The sequence below is a fragment of the Candidatus Microthrix subdominans genome (genome assembly GCA_016719385.1).
Taxonomy (GTDB): Bacteria; Actinomycetota; Acidimicrobiia; order Acidimicrobiales; family Microtrichaceae; genus Microthrix; species Microthrix subdominans.
Genome location: JADJZA010000008.1, coordinates 242,140 through 259,349, shown reverse-complemented (window position 1 = coordinate 259,349; position 17,210 = coordinate 242,140). Strand labels below are relative to the sequence as shown.

The 17,210-nt window shown below is 66.6% G+C and carries 17 protein-coding genes; 6 read left to right on the top strand and 11 right to left on the bottom strand.

Annotated elements, in window-relative coordinates:
• Nucleotides 1-86 precede the first annotated feature (86 nt).
• The 8 genes from IPN02_15635 to IPN02_15600 form a co-directional block, all read right to left on the bottom strand.
• Entirely contained in the window at nucleotides 87-836 is a 750-nt protein-coding gene (locus IPN02_15635) for a phage Gp37/Gp68 family protein (protein ID MBK9298235.1), read from the bottom strand.
• Nucleotides 829-2,160, bottom strand: a complete 1,332-nt coding sequence (locus IPN02_15630; GenBank protein MBK9298234.1) for a restriction endonuclease subunit S — start codon at nucleotides 2,158-2,160, stop codon at nucleotides 829-831. Before IPN02_15630 ends, IPN02_15635 begins: the two co-directional genes overlap by 8 nt.
• Nucleotides 2,157-4,991, bottom strand: coding sequence for a DEAD/DEAH box helicase family protein (locus IPN02_15625; protein ID MBK9298233.1), 2,835 nt, complete (start codon nucleotides 4,989-4,991; stop codon nucleotides 2,157-2,159). Before IPN02_15625 ends, IPN02_15630 begins: the two co-directional genes overlap by 4 nt.
• 67 nt (nucleotides 4,992-5,058) lie before the next feature.
• Nucleotides 5,059-5,277, bottom strand: coding sequence for a hypothetical protein (locus IPN02_15620; protein MBK9298232.1), 219 nt, complete (start codon nucleotides 5,275-5,277; stop codon nucleotides 5,059-5,061).
• Between the two features lie 223 nt (nucleotides 5,278-5,500).
• A complete protein-coding gene (locus IPN02_15615) occupies nucleotides 5,501-5,782 on the bottom strand; it encodes a type II toxin-antitoxin system YoeB family toxin (protein MBK9298231.1) in 282 nt (93 codons plus the stop codon).
• The gene (locus IPN02_15610) at nucleotides 5,779-6,036 is read right to left on the bottom strand and encodes a hypothetical protein (GenBank protein MBK9298230.1); all 258 of its coding nucleotides are present in this window, start codon (nucleotides 6,034-6,036) and stop codon (nucleotides 5,779-5,781) included. The genes IPN02_15615 and IPN02_15610 overlap by 4 nt, the downstream gene beginning before the upstream one ends.
• Before the next feature lie 36 nt (nucleotides 6,037-6,072).
• Entirely contained in the window at nucleotides 6,073-7,434 is a 1,362-nt protein-coding gene (locus tag IPN02_15605) for a HAMP domain-containing protein (protein MBK9298229.1), read from the bottom strand.
• Nucleotides 7,431-8,102, bottom strand: coding sequence for a response regulator transcription factor (locus IPN02_15600; GenBank protein MBK9298228.1), 672 nt, complete (start codon nucleotides 8,100-8,102; stop codon nucleotides 7,431-7,433). The genes IPN02_15605 and IPN02_15600 overlap by 4 nt, the downstream gene beginning before the upstream one ends.
• A 157-nt stretch (nucleotides 8,103-8,259) precedes the next feature.
• Here IPN02_15600 and IPN02_15595 point away from each other — a divergent pair, with 157 nt between their 5' ends.
• The 4 genes from IPN02_15595 to IPN02_15580 are packed head-to-tail and all read left to right on the top strand — an operon-like array spanning nucleotide 8,260 to nucleotide 10,894.
• On the top strand, nucleotides 8,260-8,868 hold the full coding sequence (locus tag IPN02_15595; GenBank protein ID MBK9298227.1) for a hypothetical protein: 609 nt from the start codon (nucleotides 8,260-8,262) through the stop codon (nucleotides 8,866-8,868).
• Nucleotides 8,861-9,331, top strand: coding sequence for a hypothetical protein (locus tag IPN02_15590; protein MBK9298226.1), 471 nt, complete (start codon nucleotides 8,861-8,863; stop codon nucleotides 9,329-9,331). Before IPN02_15595 ends, IPN02_15590 begins: the two co-directional genes overlap by 8 nt.
• Nucleotides 9,332-9,347: 16 nt before the next feature.
• The gene (locus IPN02_15585) at nucleotides 9,348-10,265 is read left to right on the top strand and encodes an FAD:protein FMN transferase (GenBank protein MBK9298225.1); all 918 of its coding nucleotides are present in this window, start codon (nucleotides 9,348-9,350) and stop codon (nucleotides 10,263-10,265) included.
• Nucleotides 10,265-10,894, top strand: coding sequence for a ferric reductase-like transmembrane domain-containing protein (locus tag IPN02_15580; GenBank protein ID MBK9298224.1), 630 nt, complete (start codon nucleotides 10,265-10,267; stop codon nucleotides 10,892-10,894). Before IPN02_15585 ends, IPN02_15580 begins: the two co-directional genes overlap by 1 nt.
• Here IPN02_15580 and IPN02_15575 read toward each other — a convergent pair.
• A complete protein-coding gene (locus tag IPN02_15575) occupies nucleotides 10,878-11,477 on the bottom strand; it encodes a TetR family transcriptional regulator (protein MBK9298223.1) in 600 nt (199 codons plus the stop codon). The two genes, IPN02_15580 and IPN02_15575, sit on opposite strands and share 17 nt — an antisense overlap.
• Nucleotides 11,478-11,577: 100 nt before the next feature.
• On the opposite strand from IPN02_15575, the gene IPN02_15570 reads away from it, so the two are divergent.
• Nucleotides 11,578-13,806, top strand: a complete 2,229-nt coding sequence (locus IPN02_15570) for an MMPL family transporter (GenBank protein MBK9298222.1) — start codon at nucleotides 11,578-11,580, stop codon at nucleotides 13,804-13,806.
• Nucleotides 13,807-13,843: 37 nt separating this feature from the next.
• Here the strand turns inward: IPN02_15570 and IPN02_15565 are convergent, their stop codons facing one another.
• Nucleotides 13,844-14,083: a hypothetical protein gene (locus tag IPN02_15565; GenBank protein MBK9298221.1), complete on the bottom strand. Its 240-nt coding sequence runs from the start codon at nucleotides 14,081-14,083 to the stop codon at nucleotides 13,844-13,846.
• Nucleotides 14,084-14,103: 20 nt separating this feature from the next.
• Nucleotides 14,104-14,745, bottom strand: coding sequence for a dephospho-CoA kinase (locus tag IPN02_15560; protein ID MBK9298220.1), 642 nt, complete (start codon nucleotides 14,743-14,745; stop codon nucleotides 14,104-14,106).
• A 148-nt stretch (nucleotides 14,746-14,893) separates the two neighbouring features.
• Here IPN02_15560 and IPN02_15555 point away from each other — a divergent pair, with 148 nt between their 5' ends.
• Nucleotides 14,894-17,170, top strand: a complete 2,277-nt coding sequence (locus tag IPN02_15555; GenBank protein MBK9298219.1) for an aconitate hydratase — start codon at nucleotides 14,894-14,896, stop codon at nucleotides 17,168-17,170.
• The last annotated feature ends 40 nt before the right edge of the window (nucleotides 17,171-17,210 follow it).

Sequence of the window (17,210 nt, the reverse complement as noted above, 5' to 3'; positions counted from 1 at the left end):
TCGTAGGTCCTGCTCATAGGAGCACCTTATCTAACTTACCCCTTTTTTTGTCCTTCACCTTGCCCCTCGGCGCGTCCATCACCGTGTCATGCCGACGCAGCGACAGAGCGGGCCGGATACTCGCCCCACGCGCGACCATCAAGGAGCCGTCCGTTGGACTTTGGTCTCTGGCCACCCCACTGCTTGAAGAAGAACGGCGTGCCGCTGTCGACGCAGGCGTCACGAATGGCACGGATGCTCTCCGGGTCGACAGGCCGGCATGACGGGCCGCTCTCACCCCCAACGATCACCCAATCGATACCGTCGAGATTCACCGCCACCGGACCGAGCAGCGGTTCGATCGACAAGAACCGCACCGCAGCCGGGACCTCTCGAAGATGATCGACTCGAAACTCATAGCTCTGAGTCTCGACCGAAGTGCCAACCCAGAGGTTCGGCGGCCAATCGAGCACATCGGCGAGCTGCCCAAGCCGTTTCGACCGCTTCGTGAGCAACTGGTAGGTGTGGCGCGGCGTCTCAGCCATCACAGCGAAGACATCGCGGATGAACGTGACCGGCACGTCGCGGTGGAAGAGATCGCTCATCGAGTTTACGAAGATCATCCTCGGCTTGGACCAGCGGAGCGGGATCGAGAGCGTGTCGGGGTGGATGGTCAGGGCGAAGCCAGACCCGCTGGTGCGCGGGCCACCGTCGACTTGATACTTTGCCTGCCCCATGGCCTTTAGGCGCGCCGCCATCGTGAGCGCGTAGCAGTTGTCGCAGCCCGGCGAAGTCTGGTCGCATCCAGTTGTCGGATTCCAGGTTGCGTCGGTCCATTCAATGGAGGATTCAGCCATCGGCCGCTGCAGCCTTCTTACGAGGTGCCGGTTTCGTCGTTGCCCGCTCGGCAGCAATGCGTTCGAGCAACACCGCCGCCGGTTCGTCCGTTGGGTCTTGCGGTGCCAGTAGGCCTGAGAATGCATTGGTGAGGATTGCCCGCCGCATGGCAACAGAACGTTGCCGAGCGGTGTCAATCTGATGTCGGAGTCGATTGACTCGCTGGTGCAGCTCATCAAGGCGATCGGCAACCTGTGCTTGGATCACCAAGCTGGCGACCGGAATCATGACCTTGTTCAGCTTCGAGGTACTGAGGGTGTAGAGGCCCGACGTTGAGCTCGCAATGGCTACAAGCTGCTGAGCGTTAGCCGGGCTATTCCAAAAAGCGTTCAGGAAACGGGAATCGAGCTCCTCACCGGGTCGGACTCGAATGAGGTGGTTTTGGTGGACACAATCCGCAATCTCCCCAGACCAGATTGCGCTCCGTCCGATCTGATCAGGGCTGCCGTTGCCTTCCACCACCAGCAGGTCGCCCTCCGACAAACGGAACCTGTCGATTTCGCCATCGAAAAGCTCGATCTCGTGCACATCGCTGAGCTCAAGTTGGTTTCGCTTGACGTTCGCAACTCGAAGGAAAGGGCGCGGATTCGTCGCTGGCTTCCGCTTGGGCTGTTTCTGAATGCCACCTCGGACCTCGGCCAAGTCACCCAGCGGTGCTCGGTCGGTCAGGTTCGCAAAGGCGAGATCGACCTCGGTGGCGGCGAGAACCGCAGTCCGCCGGTCTGCAGCTGCCAGCGAGGCCTCGGCGGCGTCGAGGCGGGAGAAGTGCTCTTCGATCGCTGCCACGATCCGTCGTTGTTCGGGGAGCGGAGGGACCGGCAGTCGGATCGTCGCCAGGTTCCTCCGAGAGATCCGCTTTCGCGTTGTGCCCGTTGCGAGCCCGGCAACCTCCGCCCTGGTTACTGGTGAATTCAATGCCCACATCAACCAGCGCCGATCGATCCCCGCATCTGGCCTCAAAATACAAACGTCCACGACTGTGATCGCCGGCTGACCCAGGTCTGGCGCGATACAAGCTCGTCCCAACGGAGCAGGCATGCGGGCAACAAGTACATCGCCGGGCTCAACTGGCTTGACTGTCAGCCGTTCCGCCGCTTCCACGTTGACGAATCGACTCGACCGATCTCGGAAAAAGCCGTCACCAACGTCCGCAAGTTGGAGAAGCCGAATCTCACCATCAGGGTCTTGGTCTTTAGTCTCGACCCAATCGCCGTCGGCGAAGAATCCGTTCGCGAGAACGTCGGCAACGGTGGACCACGCCCAGCCTTCGGGCAGGTCGCTCATGCGGCGAGGGCTTTGGTGAGGTCGACGAGGATGCTGTCGAGGTCGTTTCCGAACAGTTCTCTCGCCTTGAACAGGCCGCCGTGTTGGCTGAACGGCGGATCCTGCAACTCGACCAAATCGATACTCAAGCTGGCGGCGAGGTGATCGCGGATGAGTCCGAGCCACTCTGTCTGGCCCTCCGTGAAGGTGCGACCGTCCTGTAGCTGTTGGAGCATCCAAGCGTCGAAGCGCTCTTGCACCCGCTGTGGCCACGGCTCCAACTGGTCGTCGACACCGAGGGCGAAGCGAACGAGCGACACCAGGTTGGTCAACACAGTTCCGGCTGAGCCGCGGACCTTCGAATCATCCAACGTTTCGTAGGCATCCCAGAGCTTCTCGGCGGTCCAGCTATGCGGGGGTTTGCTGATGGCGTCGGCCAAGGCCTTGATGTCGGCGTAGGTCGGCCGCTGGGCATACGGCTTGGAGAAGTACACCTGCAACCCGGTGATCTCGTCCTGATTGTCCTCCAGGTACTGACGGAACGACTCGACGGTCTGCTTCGCCCGAGACTCGGCGTCGATGACGAAATCGGCCCGGGTGATGGTGTCCTTGCTGATCTCGTCGATCATCTGCTCGACGCTGCGCTGCACGTTCTCCAACTCGTCGCACAACTCGGGGTTGGAGGCGATCGGCAGGAGGGCCTGCTCGAACATCTTCTTCTTGGTGGCCTCAACCGCGGCTTCGTCCGGCGCCGCGGCGCCGCTGTCCATCTGGACCTCGGCCAGCTGCCGGTCGGGGTCGATCGCGTCAACCATCTGATGGGCCAGATCGCTGAGGGAACTGCCGGCGATCTCCTCCAACCGCTCTCGGTCGTCGGCTGCGATCCGTCCGTCGAGGCGGGTCAGCCGTGAGGCGAGCGACGACACCAGGTCCTCGCTGACGTGACCCAGCCGGGCCTGATGCAGCAGCTTGGCCAGCGACACGCCTCGCTTGCGTTCCAACGGGGTGGAGTCGCTGAGCTTCGTCTCGGTGACGCCGACGGCGTCGATCAGCACGAACCGGTCCTTGGTGACTGCATCCGGGGTGACCGCCTGGAGTGCGTCGGCGTCGATGGTGCGGACACCCCGGCCCTTCATCTGCTCGAAGAAGTTGCGGGACCGCACCATGCGCATGAACAGCACCGCCTCGATCGGTTTCACGTCGGTGCCGGTGGCGATCATGTCGACGGTGACCGCAATGCGCGGGTTGTAGCTGGTGCGGAACGCAGCGAGCAGGTCCTCGGGCTTGTTGCCGTCGGAGGACTTGTAGGTGATCTTGGCGATGATGTCGTTGCCCTTGCCGAACTCCTCACGGGCGATGCGCACGATGTCCTCGGCGTGCGAGTCGTCCTTGGCGAAGACCAGCGTCTTGGGAATGTTGACCAGACGCCCTTGGGCGTCGACCTTCCGATCGGGAAACATGGCGGGCAGGTTGTCGCGGAACGCCCGGACCACGGTGCGGATCTGATCCTTGGACACGACCTTTCGGTCGAGCGCATGTTGGTCGTAGGTGAGGTCCTCGTCGACCGCTTCCAGCCGCTCCTGGCGGGTTTCGCGGTTGCGGAACGTGGTGACGTATCCCTGGTCCCCCTCGATGGTGGAGCCGGCCTCGGTGATGGCCGTTGAGAGACGGAAGACGTCGAAGTCGACGTTGACCCCGTCGGCGACCGCCTGGGGGAAGCCGTACTCCATCACCAGGTTCTGGTTGAAGAAGCCAAACGTCTGCTTGCCGGGCGTGGCGGTCAGCCCGATGAGGAAGGCATCGAAGTACTCGAGCACCTGGCGCCACACCCCATAGATCGAGCGGTGGCACTCGTCGATAATGATCACATCGAAGGCCTCGATGGGCAGGTGTTCGTTGTAGTCGACCTCAATGGTGCGCTGCGGTTCGTTGTCGAACGTGGAGTGTTCGTCGAGCTCCTCCTCGAAAGTGTCGTCGCCACGGAGGATGGAGTACACCCGCTGGATGGTGCTGATGCACACCTTGGACACCGGGTCGACGGTGTTCGATGACAGTCGTTGCACGTTGTAGAGCTCGCTGAACTTCCGGCCCGTTCCGGGCACGTCGAAGCCTTGGAACTCCTTGAGGGTCTGCTTGCCGAGGTTGGCGCGGTCGACCAAGAACAGGATGCGCTTGGCGCCGCCCTGGGTGATGAGGCGCTCAGCGATGTTGGCGGCGGCGAACGTCTTGCCCGAACCGGTCGCCATCTGGATCAGTGCCCGGGGCCGGTTCTCTTGCAGTGAGCGCTCAAGGTTGGTGATGGCATCGTGCTGCGCGTCCCGTAGCCAGGGCGTCTGCTCCTTGGGCGGCAAGGGTTCGATGTCGTGGACCGTCGCTCGCAGCGACCCGCCAAGGCCTTCAACGTCGGCTTCCACCATGTCGGCGAGGGTGTTGGGCCGGTGAAACCAGAACACACGGCGGGCTGTCGGTTCGGGATCGAACCGACACGTGAACCACGTTTCGTCGCCGGTTGATTCATATCCGAATGGGAGGTGCCCGCTCCCGGTGAGGTGGGCCGGCAACGCGTCGGGAATGCTCGACTGGTACTTGACCGTCTGCCACTCGACCCCGGCCAGCGTGGTGCCCTGCTTCTTGGCCTCGATTACCCCGACCGCCTGGCGATTCAAGAACAGGACGTAGTCGGCGGGACCGGCGTTGGTGACCAACTCTCGAACCGCCACGCCTTCGCCCGCGTACAGGTTGACATTTTTGTAGTCCTGGACCACCCAACCGGCGCGCTTGAGCATCTGGTCGATGCGAATGCGAGCCTTATTCTCGGGGGCGAGGTAGTCGGCTGGGTCGGCGGGAACCATCGCCGGCAACCCTACGAGGTTGAGGACTGACCAAGCCGGATCGGATTCAGGAGTCGGTCCAGGTCATTTAGCGAGGGCCGTAGATCAACAGGGCGATAAGGACACCTGCCACCGAGAAGAACGCACCGAGGATCACGTTGAGCTGATGCCGCATGGCCTTCTCGAAGTGAGCGCGGTTTCCCTTGTCAGTGCTCTCAATCCTGAGTTCCAGCAGCTTGCGTTGTTGGTCGAGATCTCGCTTGGTGGCGACATCGGCCCAGCCGACCGGCGGAAGCATCCCCATCATGGTGGTGGCCCCCTCCTTGCCGACGGCTTCATCGAGTTGCTGATGGAGATGATACCTGGATTCTTTAGTGACGGTCGTCGCACGGCTCCGTGATCTGGTGGATTCAGGACGAAGAGGCCGACGGGGCCTCCGACCGGGCGACCTGCTTCCGAGGGCGTGCCGCGTCTCACCTCACCCATCATGAACCCGGCCAGTGACAATCAACTGGCCGCTGATCTTCCGATCAGTTGCGGCGGTACGCGACCGGTCGATGCCGGATGTCCAGCGCGACGACCGCCCGCCGGTGTTCGTTGATCTCATACAGGATGCGCCATTCCCTCCCCAGCCGAGCGCTGTAGATGCCGCTCATCTCACCGCGAAGGGGTTTGCCGACCCTTCGCGGATTATCGAGAAGCGGTCCGGTGATGAACTCGGCGGCGGCGAGCGCAACGTCATGCGGGAGTCGGCCGGCCAACGTCCGCCGAGCCTGCGGCGAGGTACCAAGCTCGAAGAGTTCGATACTCACGAAGCCTGTCGGCGCTGAACCAACGCATGGACCGCGTCGGTGCCGTACTCGACATCTCCCGAGGCCACCGAGTCGCGGGCGTCGGCCAATGCACGCAGGGTTTCTGCGTCGGCCATGATCTCGTCGGTCTCCCGGTCGGCCAGATACGACTCGATGGCAACGATCACCGCCTGGTGAACGCTCCGCCGATCCTCTTCTGCGACCACTCGCAGTTCGTCCAGGAGGTCATCGGGAAGTCGAAGTGTCATGGCCATACCTTGATGGTAGCGCGATGCACCATCGCGGTACCATCACGCAGAGCAGGGCAGCCACAGCTCCACCAGCAGGCCCCCACCGGGCCGATCGGCGAGGCTGAGCCCGCCACCCGAGGCCTCGGTCAAGCCCACGGCGATCGGCAACCCCAGGCCGGTTCCCGGTGTGGTTTGGGCACCCCTCCAGAACCGCTCGAGTGCCCGGGCCTTTTGCGCGTCGTTCAACCCAAGGCCCCGGTCGGCCACTCTGAGCCGCACCCGATCGCCGGCCCGCTCCAACGTCACGGTCACCTCTTGGCCGGCCGGACTGACCTGGAGCGCATTGTCCAGCAGGTTGTCGAGGATCTGCTCGACCGAGCCGGGCACCGCAGAGGCCCACAGTGCCCCGTCGGGACGATCGAGGCGAAGTGTCACGTCGACGCCGTCGGCGACCGCCGACCACGTATCGATGCGGTCGGCGGCGATGGCGGCCACGTCGGTGCGCTCTGCAGGCGGCGGCTGATCGGCGCGGGCCAGCTTCAACAGGTCGCTCACCAGGTCGGCGAGGCGGCGGGTCTCGTCGATCGCCGCCTCCACCTCGGCGCCCTGTGTCCCCTCCCCCAGCTCGGCCGACAGATTTTCGAGGCGCAGCCGCAGGGCGGTCAACGGCGAGCGCAGCTGGTGGGAGGCGTCGCTGACGAAGGCCCGTTGGGCGCTCAGCAACCCGTCGAGGCGGGTCGCCATGACCCCCATCGTGTCGGCCAGGGCGGCGATCTCCGCGGGCGCGTCGGGGTGGACCGGCGCCACGCTCAGGTCGCCGTCGGCGAACCGGCTGGCCGAGGCCTGCAACTCACGAAGCGGCCTGGTGACCGAGCGGGCCACGGCCCAACCGATCACCGCCACTGCCCCCAGCACCACGGCGGCCATGGCCACTAGGGACAGCCAGAAGCCACGGATCCGCTCGGTCACCTCGTGGGCGTCCACCGTCAGACGCAGCATCCCGTGCACGCTGCCTCCGGACGCGACGGGCACCGCCACGTACAACAGGTCGGTGTTAAGCGTCTTGGACTGGCGGATGCCCGATGCCCGCTCACCGGCGAGCGCCTGGGCCACCTCCGGCCGGGTGGAAAAGTTGCGCCCCACCGCCGCATCGGTGTCCAACACCGAGATGCCCTCGCTGTCGGTGACCACCACGCGTGACTGGGTCCGGGCGGCGTAGCGCTCGGCCTGGGTGGGATCGATCGGGGCGCCGCCATCCAGAACGTCCTCGTAGTACGAGGCGAGCACCACGGCGTCGCGCTCGGCGGCGGCAGTGAAGCGCTCCTGCTCGCGTTGCGAATAGAAGAAGGCGAGGGGGATCTCCAGCACCAGGAGTACCACCAAGGTGACGACGAGATACCCCAACAGCAGCCGTCGGGTCATCCGCCGCCATCCAGCTCGACCAGCCGAAACCCGACCCCACGGACCGTCTCGATCAGCTCGGGTGCAAGCTTCTTGCGCAGCGACGCCATGTGCACGTCGAGGGTCTTGGTCGAGCCCCACCAGTGCTCGTCCCACACCGAGTCGATCAGGTGCTCTCGGGTCAACACCGCCCCCGGGTCGGATGCCAGCTCGACGAGCAGCTCGTATTCCTTCGGGGTGAGCGACACGTCGGCGCCCGCATAGATGACCTCGCGGGTGCGCTGATCCAACGTCAAGGGGCCCAACTGCACCCGGCGGTCGGTCGGACCCTCGGCCTCGCCGCCGACCCGGCGAAGCACCGCCCGGATGCGGGCCACCAGCTCGCGGAACCCGAACGGCTTCACCACGTAATCGTCGGCGCCAAGCTCCAACAACAGCACCCGGTCGATCTCCTCACCCCGGGCCGATACCACGATGATCGGCACCGCCGAACGGCTGCGCAGGCGACGGCACACCTCCCGTCCGTCCAGATCGGGCAGCCCCAGGTCCAACAGCACCAGGTCGGCTGCGGGTGCAGCCAGGGCATCGGCACCGTTGGCCACCAGGTGCACGTCGAAGCCCTCGCGCTCCAGGCCGGAGCGCAGGGGCTCACCAATGGCGGGATCGTCCTCGACGACCAACAGGTTCACGACGCCACCCTGCCATGCACGGACGGCATTCCGGCGATCTTTGCCAAACCTTTACCTTCGCCTGGGCAGACGCTGTCTCACGGATCCCTACGTTGACCTTCATACCCGGCAACGGCAGAACCGCCGCTCCGGTCTTGGCAACCGAAAGGGACCCCCCATGCTGAAGAAGCGCACCGTCGTGACAGCGCTGTCCATCGCCGCCATCGTTGTGGCCGGCGGCGCCGCAGTGGCCGCCAACGTCGGCATCCTCAATGCTGCCGACAACACCCCGATGGGAACCCTGTCCGCCGAGGCCGACCTGGCCACCGTGGCAGCCCCCTCCTCCAGCAGCACCGCGGCAGCCACGCCGGCCGGAACGCCGCAGCGATTTGTTGTCGAGAGCGCCGGACAGGTGGAGGTGCTGCGCGACGGAGCCAAGCTGACGCTCGGCGAGGTGCTGCCGTCGGCGGGTTGGCAGGCCCGACCCGGAGCCGTCACGTCCGACTCGGCCGAGGTGACCTTCACCTCGGGGACCGACGAGCTGGTGTTCACAGCCACCTTGGCAGGTGATGGCACCGTCACCGGGGCGGCGAAGCGACCGGGCCAATCGGTCGAGACGATCCCCCAGGCCACCGCATCCTCCACGTCATCGGCCGGCGGCCACGACGACGATCACGCCGACAGTGATCACGACCAAGCCGACCACGACAGCAAGGACGACGACCACCGGGATACCGGCGATACAGACAAGGACCACGACAGCCACGGGGAGGACGACGATGACTGACCCCGGAAACCCGACCGATCAGCAGCGGCGGCTGGCCGAGCTGCAGGCCCGACGGCCGAAGGCGAAGCGACGCCACCCCGCCCGTGCGAGCCGCATCGTCGTCCTCGGGCTGAGCACCACCGCCATGTTTGGCATGGTGGGAAAGCTGGGGTTCGATGCGAGCACCCAGACGGTGACCGCACGGGGCGACACACCCACCGGCCAGCCGGCGACGGCACTCACCGGTCAACCGGCCGACGCGTCGGTCGAGGCCACCATCGACGCCGAGCTGGCGAACGCCACGGTGGTCACCGCTCCCCCCATCCGGGTGACCGTGCCCCCGGTCGGGTCCAGCGACTCCTCAACAAACAGCTCGTCGGGATCGTCGACGGCGGCGGACCCGAGCCCCTACCAGCCCGCTCCGGTTGAGATCGCCGTCCCAACCCGCACTCAAACACCGGTTCGGACCAGTGGCAGCAACTGAGACCCGGTTCCGCTGCATGGCCAGCTCGGTCGTGATCATCACGCTCGACGGCCCGGCGTCGGCGGGCCGGGACGCTCGCCTCCGGCTCGTCGAGCTGGAGGCGCTCTGGAGCCGCTTCGCGCCGGGCAGCGACATCGACCGCCTCAACCGTGCGGCAGGCGCACCGGTGCCCGTCAGCCGCGCCACCATCACGCTGCTCAACACCATGGTGGAGGCTGCCAAGGCAACAGATGGCCGCTTCGACCCCACCATGCTGCCGGCCCTGATCGAAGCCGGCTACCGGGCCAGCATCGATGACGCCGACCGCATCACCACGCTGTCACCGGGGCCCCACCGAAGCTGCGTCGGCCTCGAGGACGTGGTGATCGACGCCGATGCCCGCACGGTGACGCTGCCGCCGGACGTAGCCATCGACCCCGGCGGTATCGGGAAGGGTCTCGCAGCCGACCTGGTTGCCGAACAACTCGTGCTCGACGGAGCAGCCGGGGCACTCGTCAGCATCGGCGGGGACCTGGCGGCCGCCGGAGAGTCGCCCGAGGCCCACGGCTGGGAGGTGGAGGTGGAGGATCCCCACGACCCCGTCCATGCACTGGCGCACCTGGGCGTGCCCTGCGGCGGCGTGGCCACCTCATCCACCGTCAGCCGGCGCTGGGATGTGGGCAAGACGAGCACCCACCACGTGATCGATCCCCGCACCGGCGTTGCGTCGACCACCGACCTGGCTGCCGTCACCGTCGTCGCGCCGCGGGCCTGGCTGGCCGAGGCACACGCCACCGGAGCATTGCTCGGTGGCAGCGACCACGTGCTGGCCTACGCCCACGAGCACCGCCTGGAGGCGCTGGCGGTCGACACGGAGGGCCGAGTGTTCGCCACCGGTGGCCTCGAGCCCACCCTTATCCGCCCACTTCGAGCACTGACCGAGGAGGTCTGTTGATGAACGGCCAAGTGTGGTGGTTCGTCGCACGCGCTTCGGGAATCGTCGCCTGGGTGCTGCTGACCGCAACCGTGCTGTGGGGCATCCTGTTGCCCGCCAAAATGTTTCCGAAGCAGCGGCCGGCGTGGATCCTGGACCTCCATCGCTGGATGGCCGGGCTCACGATCGGATTTCTCGCCGTACATCTGGGCTCGTTGGTGGCTGACAACTACCTGCACTTCGGCGCCGCCGAACTGTTGGTGCCCGGCCAATCCGAGTACGAGACGGCGGGGGTAGCCCTCGGCATCCTCGCCATGTGGCTGCTGCTGATCGTCGAGCTGACCTCGCTGGCCAAGAAGCACCTGCCCCGCCGGGCGTGGCACGCCGTCCACCTGTTCAGCTACGGCGCCTTCATGTTGACCAGCCTGCACGGCGTGCTGGCCGGTACCGACGCCCAGAGCCCGTTGTTTCTCGCCACCACCATCGCTGCGGTGGTGTCGGTGGTGTTCGCCACCATCTACCGGGTGGTGACGCGACGGGATCGCAGCCAGCGGGTGCGCTCCATCGACCCCTCGGCGATGTCGCGGCCGGATCCCTCTGCCCTGACGCAGAACCGACGCGTGGTCTACCCCGTCACCCAGCAGCGCTGAGGCCGGTCCCCAGACGGTCGAACGATGCCTCGACCAGGTCGGGCAGCGACCGTCGGTGGCCGGTGAGGATCCAATGGCGCAGCGACGATCGCATGCATGCCAACGCCGCCGAGGACATGAGCCGGGGCCTGATGTCCTCGGCGTTCACCCCCATCCGTTGGGCCAGCACCTCGGCCACGGTGTCCTCCCAACCGGCCTGGAGTTGGAGGCTGCGGGCGTGCACCGATGGGTTGACGGCCATGATGGCGAACCTGCGAATGAGGTCGTCGCGTTGGGCCTCGTAGTCGGCGGCGACCACAGCAAACGACTCGCGCAACGCCAGCCACGGCGCCTCGCTCGCGGGACGGCGGCCGAGTTCGTCGGTGGTGCGCTTCAGGCGATCGGCGTAGTCGGCCAGCACCACGTCTTCCTTGGTCGGAAAGTAGGAGAAGAACGTCCGCGTGGCGATGTCGGCGTCGGCGGCGATCTCGTCGATCGTGGTGGCGTCAAACCCGTTCTTCCCGAACCGGTTGAGCGCAGCGACCTCGATGCTGCGCCGCCGCTCCAGCTTCTTGCGTTCCCGCAGGCCCAGTTCCTCGCTCACGCCGTCGATCTTGACAGATCGTGACAGCTAGTGCAAGATTGCAGTCCCTGCATTATTGCGTTGGGCCACACCAGGTGGACCCACCGGGAGAGGACCGATCGTGTCCAAGTGGCTGTACCGGCTGGGGCGTTTCGTCGATCGACGGCGCTGGTTTGTCATCGCCGCATGGTTGATCGTCGCCGTGACGGTCGTGGGCGTCAACCGGATCGCCGGCGGAACGACGGTCGACAACTTCAACGTCCCCGGAGTCGAATCCCAACAGGCCATCGACCTGCTGAAGGAGCGCTTCCCCGAGCGTGCCGGAGCGACCGCCATGGTCGTCTTCCATGTCCCCGACGGTTCGGTGACCGACGCCAAGAACGCCGCCGGCATCGAGGCGAGCGTCGCCAAGATCAGCAAGCTCGACCATGTGCAGTCGGTGACCGAACCGCTGGCCAGCCCCCTCTCCCAGTCGCCGGACAGAAAGACCGCGTTCGCAGCGGTGCAGTACGACGCCTCGACCGCCGAATTGGGACGGCCCGCCGTCGACGCGCTGGCCGCCACCGGCAAGCCGGCCGAGGCGGCCGGGGTTCAGGTGGAGTTGGGGGGTGAGCTGCCAACGGTCCTGAAGGAACGCACCACCGGGCCCGCCGAGATGATCGGCATCATCGCCGCCCTGATCATCCTGTTCGTCACCTTCCGCGCCGTCGTCGCCTCGGTGATGCCGCTCGGGGTCGCCATCGTCGGGCTGATCGTCGGGCTGTCGATCGTCGGGCTGCTCGGGGCGCTGATCGACATCCCGTCGGTGGCCCCACGGCTGGGCACGATGATCGGGCTTGGGGTGGGGATCGATTACGCCCTCTTCATCCTGAGCCGCCATCGAGACAACCTCGACGCCGGCATGTCGAAGGCGGAATCGGTCGGGCAGACCAATGCCACCGCCGGCGAGGCGGTCGTCGTCGCCGGCGGCACCGTGGTGGTGGCCATTCTTGGGCTCCAGATGGCCGGGATCCCCTTCGTCGCCGCCCTCGGTTACTCCGCATCGCTGGTGGTCGCCGTGGCGGTGCTCGTCGCCATCACCCTGCTGCCGGCGCTGCTCAGCGTCGCCGGCGCCCGGGTGCTGCCCCGCTCGCACCGCAACGCTGTGGCCACGACGGCCGTCACGGCTGCGGCATCAGCAACGGGCGCTACCGCAGACCCGGCCGATGTCGAAGCGCACCGCAGCGGTTGGGTTCGCTGGGCCCATTGGGTGGCGTACCACCCGTGGCGGTCATCGATCGCGGCCACCTTCGTGTTGCTGCTGCTGGCCACCCCGATGCTCGGCATGCGGCTGGGCCAGGCCGACGCCGGGACCGACCCGACCAGCACCACCCAACGCCGGGCCTACGACCTGCTCGCCGCCGGGTTCGGCGCCGGCTTCAACGGTCCGCTGCTGCTCGTGGTCGACCTCGGTCCGTCCGCCGACCAGGCGGTGCTCGAACGCATCACCGCCGATGTCCGCAGCGATCGCGGCGTGCGGGTCGTCTCCCCGGCCGCGGTCAACGACGCCGGGAACACCGCCCTGATCACCGCCATCCCGACGACCAAGCCTCAGGATCAGGCGACGAGCGATCTGGTCCACCGGCTGCGCAGCACCACGCAGCCCGAGGCGACCGCCGGGACCGACACCAAGGCGCTGGTCGGCGGGCCAACCGCCGGGTTCATCGACCAGTCCGACAAGATCTCGGCGCGGCTCCCCTGGTTCATCCTGGCGGTGGTGTCGCTGTCGTTCCTGCTGCTGATGACCGTGTTCCGCTCGATCTTCGTTCCGCTGAAGGCGGCGCTGCTGAACCTGCTGTCGATCGGCGCCGCCTACGGCGTGGTGGTGGCCGTGTTCCAGTGGGGTTGGGGCCGGTCACTGATCGGGCTCGATGAGGCGGTGCCCATCGCGTCGTTTGTGCCCATGATGATGTTCGCCATCCTGTTCGGGCTGTCGATGGACTACGAGGTGTTCATCCTGTCCCGCATCCGCGAGGAGTACCACGACGGTCACAGCAACATCGACAGCGTGGTCGTGGGCCTCGGCGCCACCGCCAAGGTGATCACCGCCGCAGCGTTGATCATGATCAGCGTGTTCCTCGGATTCGTCGCCGGCGACGACCCGGTGGTGAAAATGATGGGCGTCGGGCTCGCCACCGCGGTGGCGGTCGACGCCACCATCGTCCGCATGGTGCTCGTCCCCGCCACGATGGCCCTCATGGGCGACGCCAACTGGTGGCTGCCCAAGTGGCTGGGCCGGATCCTTCCGGAGATCGACCTGGACCACCCGGTCTCGGAGGAGGAAGTGACAGGCACCTCGGGAGACGCCTGAATCTGGGTGCAATGCAGTGTCTCGGAGCCCGGACCGGTCAGTGTGGCCCGAAAATCGACAGAGCTATAAGTATCCCCGCCACAGAAACCAGGGCACTGAGCATCGCCGTCTGCATGCGCCGCAGTGCTCCCTCGAAATCGGCGCGAACCCTCGAAACTTCGGTGGCAACTCCGGCGAACTCCGCGCGAATCAGCAGTTCCAGCCGATCGCTCTGTTGGTCGAGGTCTCGCTTGGTGGCCACGTCGGCCCAGCCCACAGGCGGAAGCAGTTCCATCATGGTGACCGCTCCTTCCTTGCCTACGGCCGCGAGCCGTAACGCAGGGTGGCGTCCGAGCGCTCTCCCCCGCTGTGGCGGCCGTGGATGTCGGCCCACAGCTCGTCGATGGCGACGACAAGCGACGCCTGATCGCCGGAGTTGTCGATCACCCAGTCGGCCAGCTTGCGCCGGTCCTCGCGGGACGCCTGGGCGGCGACGCGGTTGCGGGCGTCGACCTCGTCGAAGCCCCGGTGCTTGACCAGCCGAGCGATCGCCACCTCGGGGTCGACATCGACGACGACCACGCCGGCGAGGCCGTCCATGCCGGACTCGGTCAGCAGCGGCACGTCCATGACGACCACGTTGTCGGTGTCGGCCTGGGCCAACACCCGGTTGGCCAGCTCGGTACGCACGGCGGGATGCACGATGGCGTTCAGGTCGGCCAGTGCGGCCTCATCGCCGAACACCTGCTGGGCGACCGCCGCCCGGTCGAGCGTGCCGTCGTCGTTGAGGATGGCGTCGCCGAAGCGCTCCACCATCGCCTCGAGCACCGGCTGACCGGGAGCCTGCAGTTCGTGGACCACCGCATCGGCATCGACGAGTACCGCCCCCCGCTCCACGAGCAGCGCAGCCACCGTCGACTTGCCCGACCCGATTCCGCCCGTCAGTCCAACCAGCAACATGGGCGGCGACGGTACCAGCCTCCCACCGCCGAACGCGTCAACCGAACGCCGACCAGGGGGCCCCTCGGGGTGACTGGGGACGCGGCGTAGGGTGGGAGCGTCGCCGTTGGGCGACCACACCTGTCAGCACCGCAATCGAGGGGACCCCATGGCCGTCACCGCCAGCACGCCGATCGAACTTGTCAACGACGCATACGCCCGCTTCGACGAGCGCATCGACGACGCCCGCACCCGCTTGGGCCGTCCCCTGACGCTGGCGGAGAAGATCCTGATCGCCCACCTGGCCGATCCCTCCGCCGAGATCGAGCGTGGGGTCACCTACAACGACCTGAACCCCGACCGGGTGGCCATGCAGGACGCCACCGCCCAGATGGCGCTGCTGCAGTTCGTCACCGCCGGCCTGCCCGAGGTGGCCGTGCCATCCACCGTGCACTGCGACCACCTGATCCAGGCCAAGGAGAACGGCCTGGTCGACCTGCTGGCCGCCGAGAAGAACAACGCCGAGGTGTACGACTTCCTCGAGTCGGTGTCGGCCAAGTACGGCCTGGGCTTCTGGAAGCCGGGCGCCGGCATCATCCACCAGGTGGTGCTCGAGAACTACGCCTTCCCGGGCGGCATGATGATCGGCACCGACAGCCACACCCCCAACGCCGGCGGCCTGGGCATGATCGCCATCGGCGTCGGCGGCGCCGATGCGGTCGACGTGATGACCGGGTTCCCCTTCAACGTCCGCTGGCCCCGCTTGATCGGCGTGCACCTGACGGGCGAGCTGAACGGCTGGTCCTCCCCCAAGGACATCATCTTGAAGGTGGCCGACATCCTCACCGTCAAGGGTGGCACCGGCAGCATCGTCGAGTACTTCGGCCCCGGCGCCACCAGCATCTCGGCGACCGGCAAGGGCACGATCTGCAATATGGGGGCCGAGATCGGTGCCACCACCTCGCTGTTCGGCTACGACGACGCCATGGCCCGCTACCTGAAGGCGACCGGCCGGGAGGCGATCGCCGATGCGGCCAATACCGTCGCCCACCACCTGCGCCCCGACGACGAGGTGCTCGCCAACCCGGCCGACTTCTACGACGAGGTCGTCGAGATCGACCTGAGCACGCTGCAGCCCCACATCAACGGCCCGTTCACCCCGGACCTGGCCCGCGAGGTGGGCGAGCTGGGCGCCGAGGCCCGCGAGAACGGCTGGCCACTCGAGGTGTCCTCCGCGCTGGTCGGCTCGTGCACCAACTCCTCCTACGAGGACATCACCCGGGCGGCCTCGATCCTGCGCCACGCCGCCGACAACGGCCTGAAGGTGAAGACCGAGCTGATGATTACGCCCGGCTCCGAGCAGGTGCGGGCCACGATCGAGCGCGACGGGCTGCTCGAGACCTTCGAGGCCGCCGGCGCCACCGTGCTGGCCAACGCCTGCGGGCCGTGCATCGGCCAGTGGGCCCGATCCGACGTGCACGAAGGCGAGAAGAACACCATCGTCAACAGCTACAACCGCAACTTCCCCAAGCGCAACGACGGCATCGCCAGCACCCACGCCTTCGTCACCAGCCCGGAGACCACCGTGGCCCTGGCGCTCGCCGGCACGCTGGACTTCAACCCACTGACCGACACGCTGACCAACGCCAACGGCGAACAGGTGAAGCTGGCGGTGCCGGTTGGTGAGGAGCTGCCAGCCAGGGGCTTCGACCCAGGCGAGGACGGCTTCATCGCCCCGCCGGCCGACTCCTCCGACATCGAGATCGTCGTCAGCCCCGACTCCGACCGGCTGCAACTGCTGATCCCATTCGAGCCGTGGGACGGCGAGGACTACGTCGAGCTGCCGCTGCTGTTGAAGGCCCAGGGCAAGGCGACGACCGACCACATCTCGATGGCCGGCAAGTGGCTGAAGTACCGGGGCCACCTCGAGAACATCTCGGGCAACCTGTTCAACGGCATCGTCAACGCCTTCACCGGCGAGGCCGGCACCGGCAAGGACCCGCTCGACGGCGAGACCAAGACCTACCCGGACATCGCCAAGCACCTGGGCGAGTCAGGCGTGCGCTGGGTGGCGGTCGGCGACGAGAACTGGGGAGAAGGCTCGTCCCGCGAGCACGCCGCCATGGAACCTCGCTTCCGCGGCGCCGCCGCCATCATCGTGCGCAGCTTCGCCCGCATCCACGAGACCAACCTGAAGAAGCAGGGCGTGCTGGCGCTGACCTTCGACGACCCGGCCACCTACGACGCCATCGGTGAGGACGACACCATCTCGATCACCGGCCTGGCCGACCTGACCCCCGGTGGCCAGGTGACGTGCGTGCTCAACCACCCCGATGGCACCAGTGAGGAGTTCCTCACCAACCAGACGATGTCGCCGGAGCACATCGCCTGGTTCAAGGCCGGCTCGGCGCTCAACATGATCCGCCAGGAATTGGGCGGCGAGTAGCCCGCAGCCCAGCTGGTGCGGTTGACGCAGCCGCGATGCT

Coding starts and splice junctions, on each gene's coding strand:
- IPN02_15635 (MBK9298235.1), bottom strand. CDS start 836: ATGGCTGAATCCTCCATTGAATGGACCGACGCAACCTGGAATCCGACA.
- IPN02_15630 (MBK9298234.1), bottom strand. CDS start 2,160: ATGAGCGACCTGCCCGAAGGCTGGGCGTGGTCCACCGTTGCCGACGTT.
- IPN02_15625 (MBK9298233.1), bottom strand. CDS start 4,991: ATGGTTCCCGCCGACCCAGCCGACTACCTCGCCCCCGAGAATAAGGCT.
- IPN02_15620 (MBK9298232.1), bottom strand. CDS start 5,277: ATGATGGGGATGCTTCCGCCGGTCGGCTGGGCCGATGTCGCCACCAAG.
- IPN02_15610 (MBK9298230.1), bottom strand. CDS start 6,036: ATGGCCATGACACTTCGACTTCCCGATGACCTCCTGGACGAACTGCGA.
- IPN02_15605 (MBK9298229.1), bottom strand. CDS start 7,434: ATGACCCGACGGCTGCTGTTGGGGTATCTCGTCGTCACCTTGGTGGTA.
- IPN02_15595 (MBK9298227.1), top strand. CDS start 8,260: ATGCTGAAGAAGCGCACCGTCGTGACAGCGCTGTCCATCGCCGCCATC.
- IPN02_15590 (MBK9298226.1), top strand. CDS start 8,861: ATGACTGACCCCGGAAACCCGACCGATCAGCAGCGGCGGCTGGCCGAG.
- IPN02_15585 (MBK9298225.1), top strand. CDS start 9,348: ATGGCCAGCTCGGTCGTGATCATCACGCTCGACGGCCCGGCGTCGGCG.
- IPN02_15580 (MBK9298224.1), top strand. CDS start 10,265: ATGAACGGCCAAGTGTGGTGGTTCGTCGCACGCGCTTCGGGAATCGTC.
- IPN02_15565 (MBK9298221.1), bottom strand. CDS start 14,083: ATGATGGAACTGCTTCCGCCTGTGGGCTGGGCCGACGTGGCCACCAAG.
- IPN02_15560 (MBK9298220.1), bottom strand. CDS start 14,745: ATGTTGCTGGTTGGACTGACGGGCGGAATCGGGTCGGGCAAGTCGACG.
- IPN02_15555 (MBK9298219.1), top strand. CDS start 14,894: ATGGCCGTCACCGCCAGCACGCCGATCGAACTTGTCAACGACGCATAC.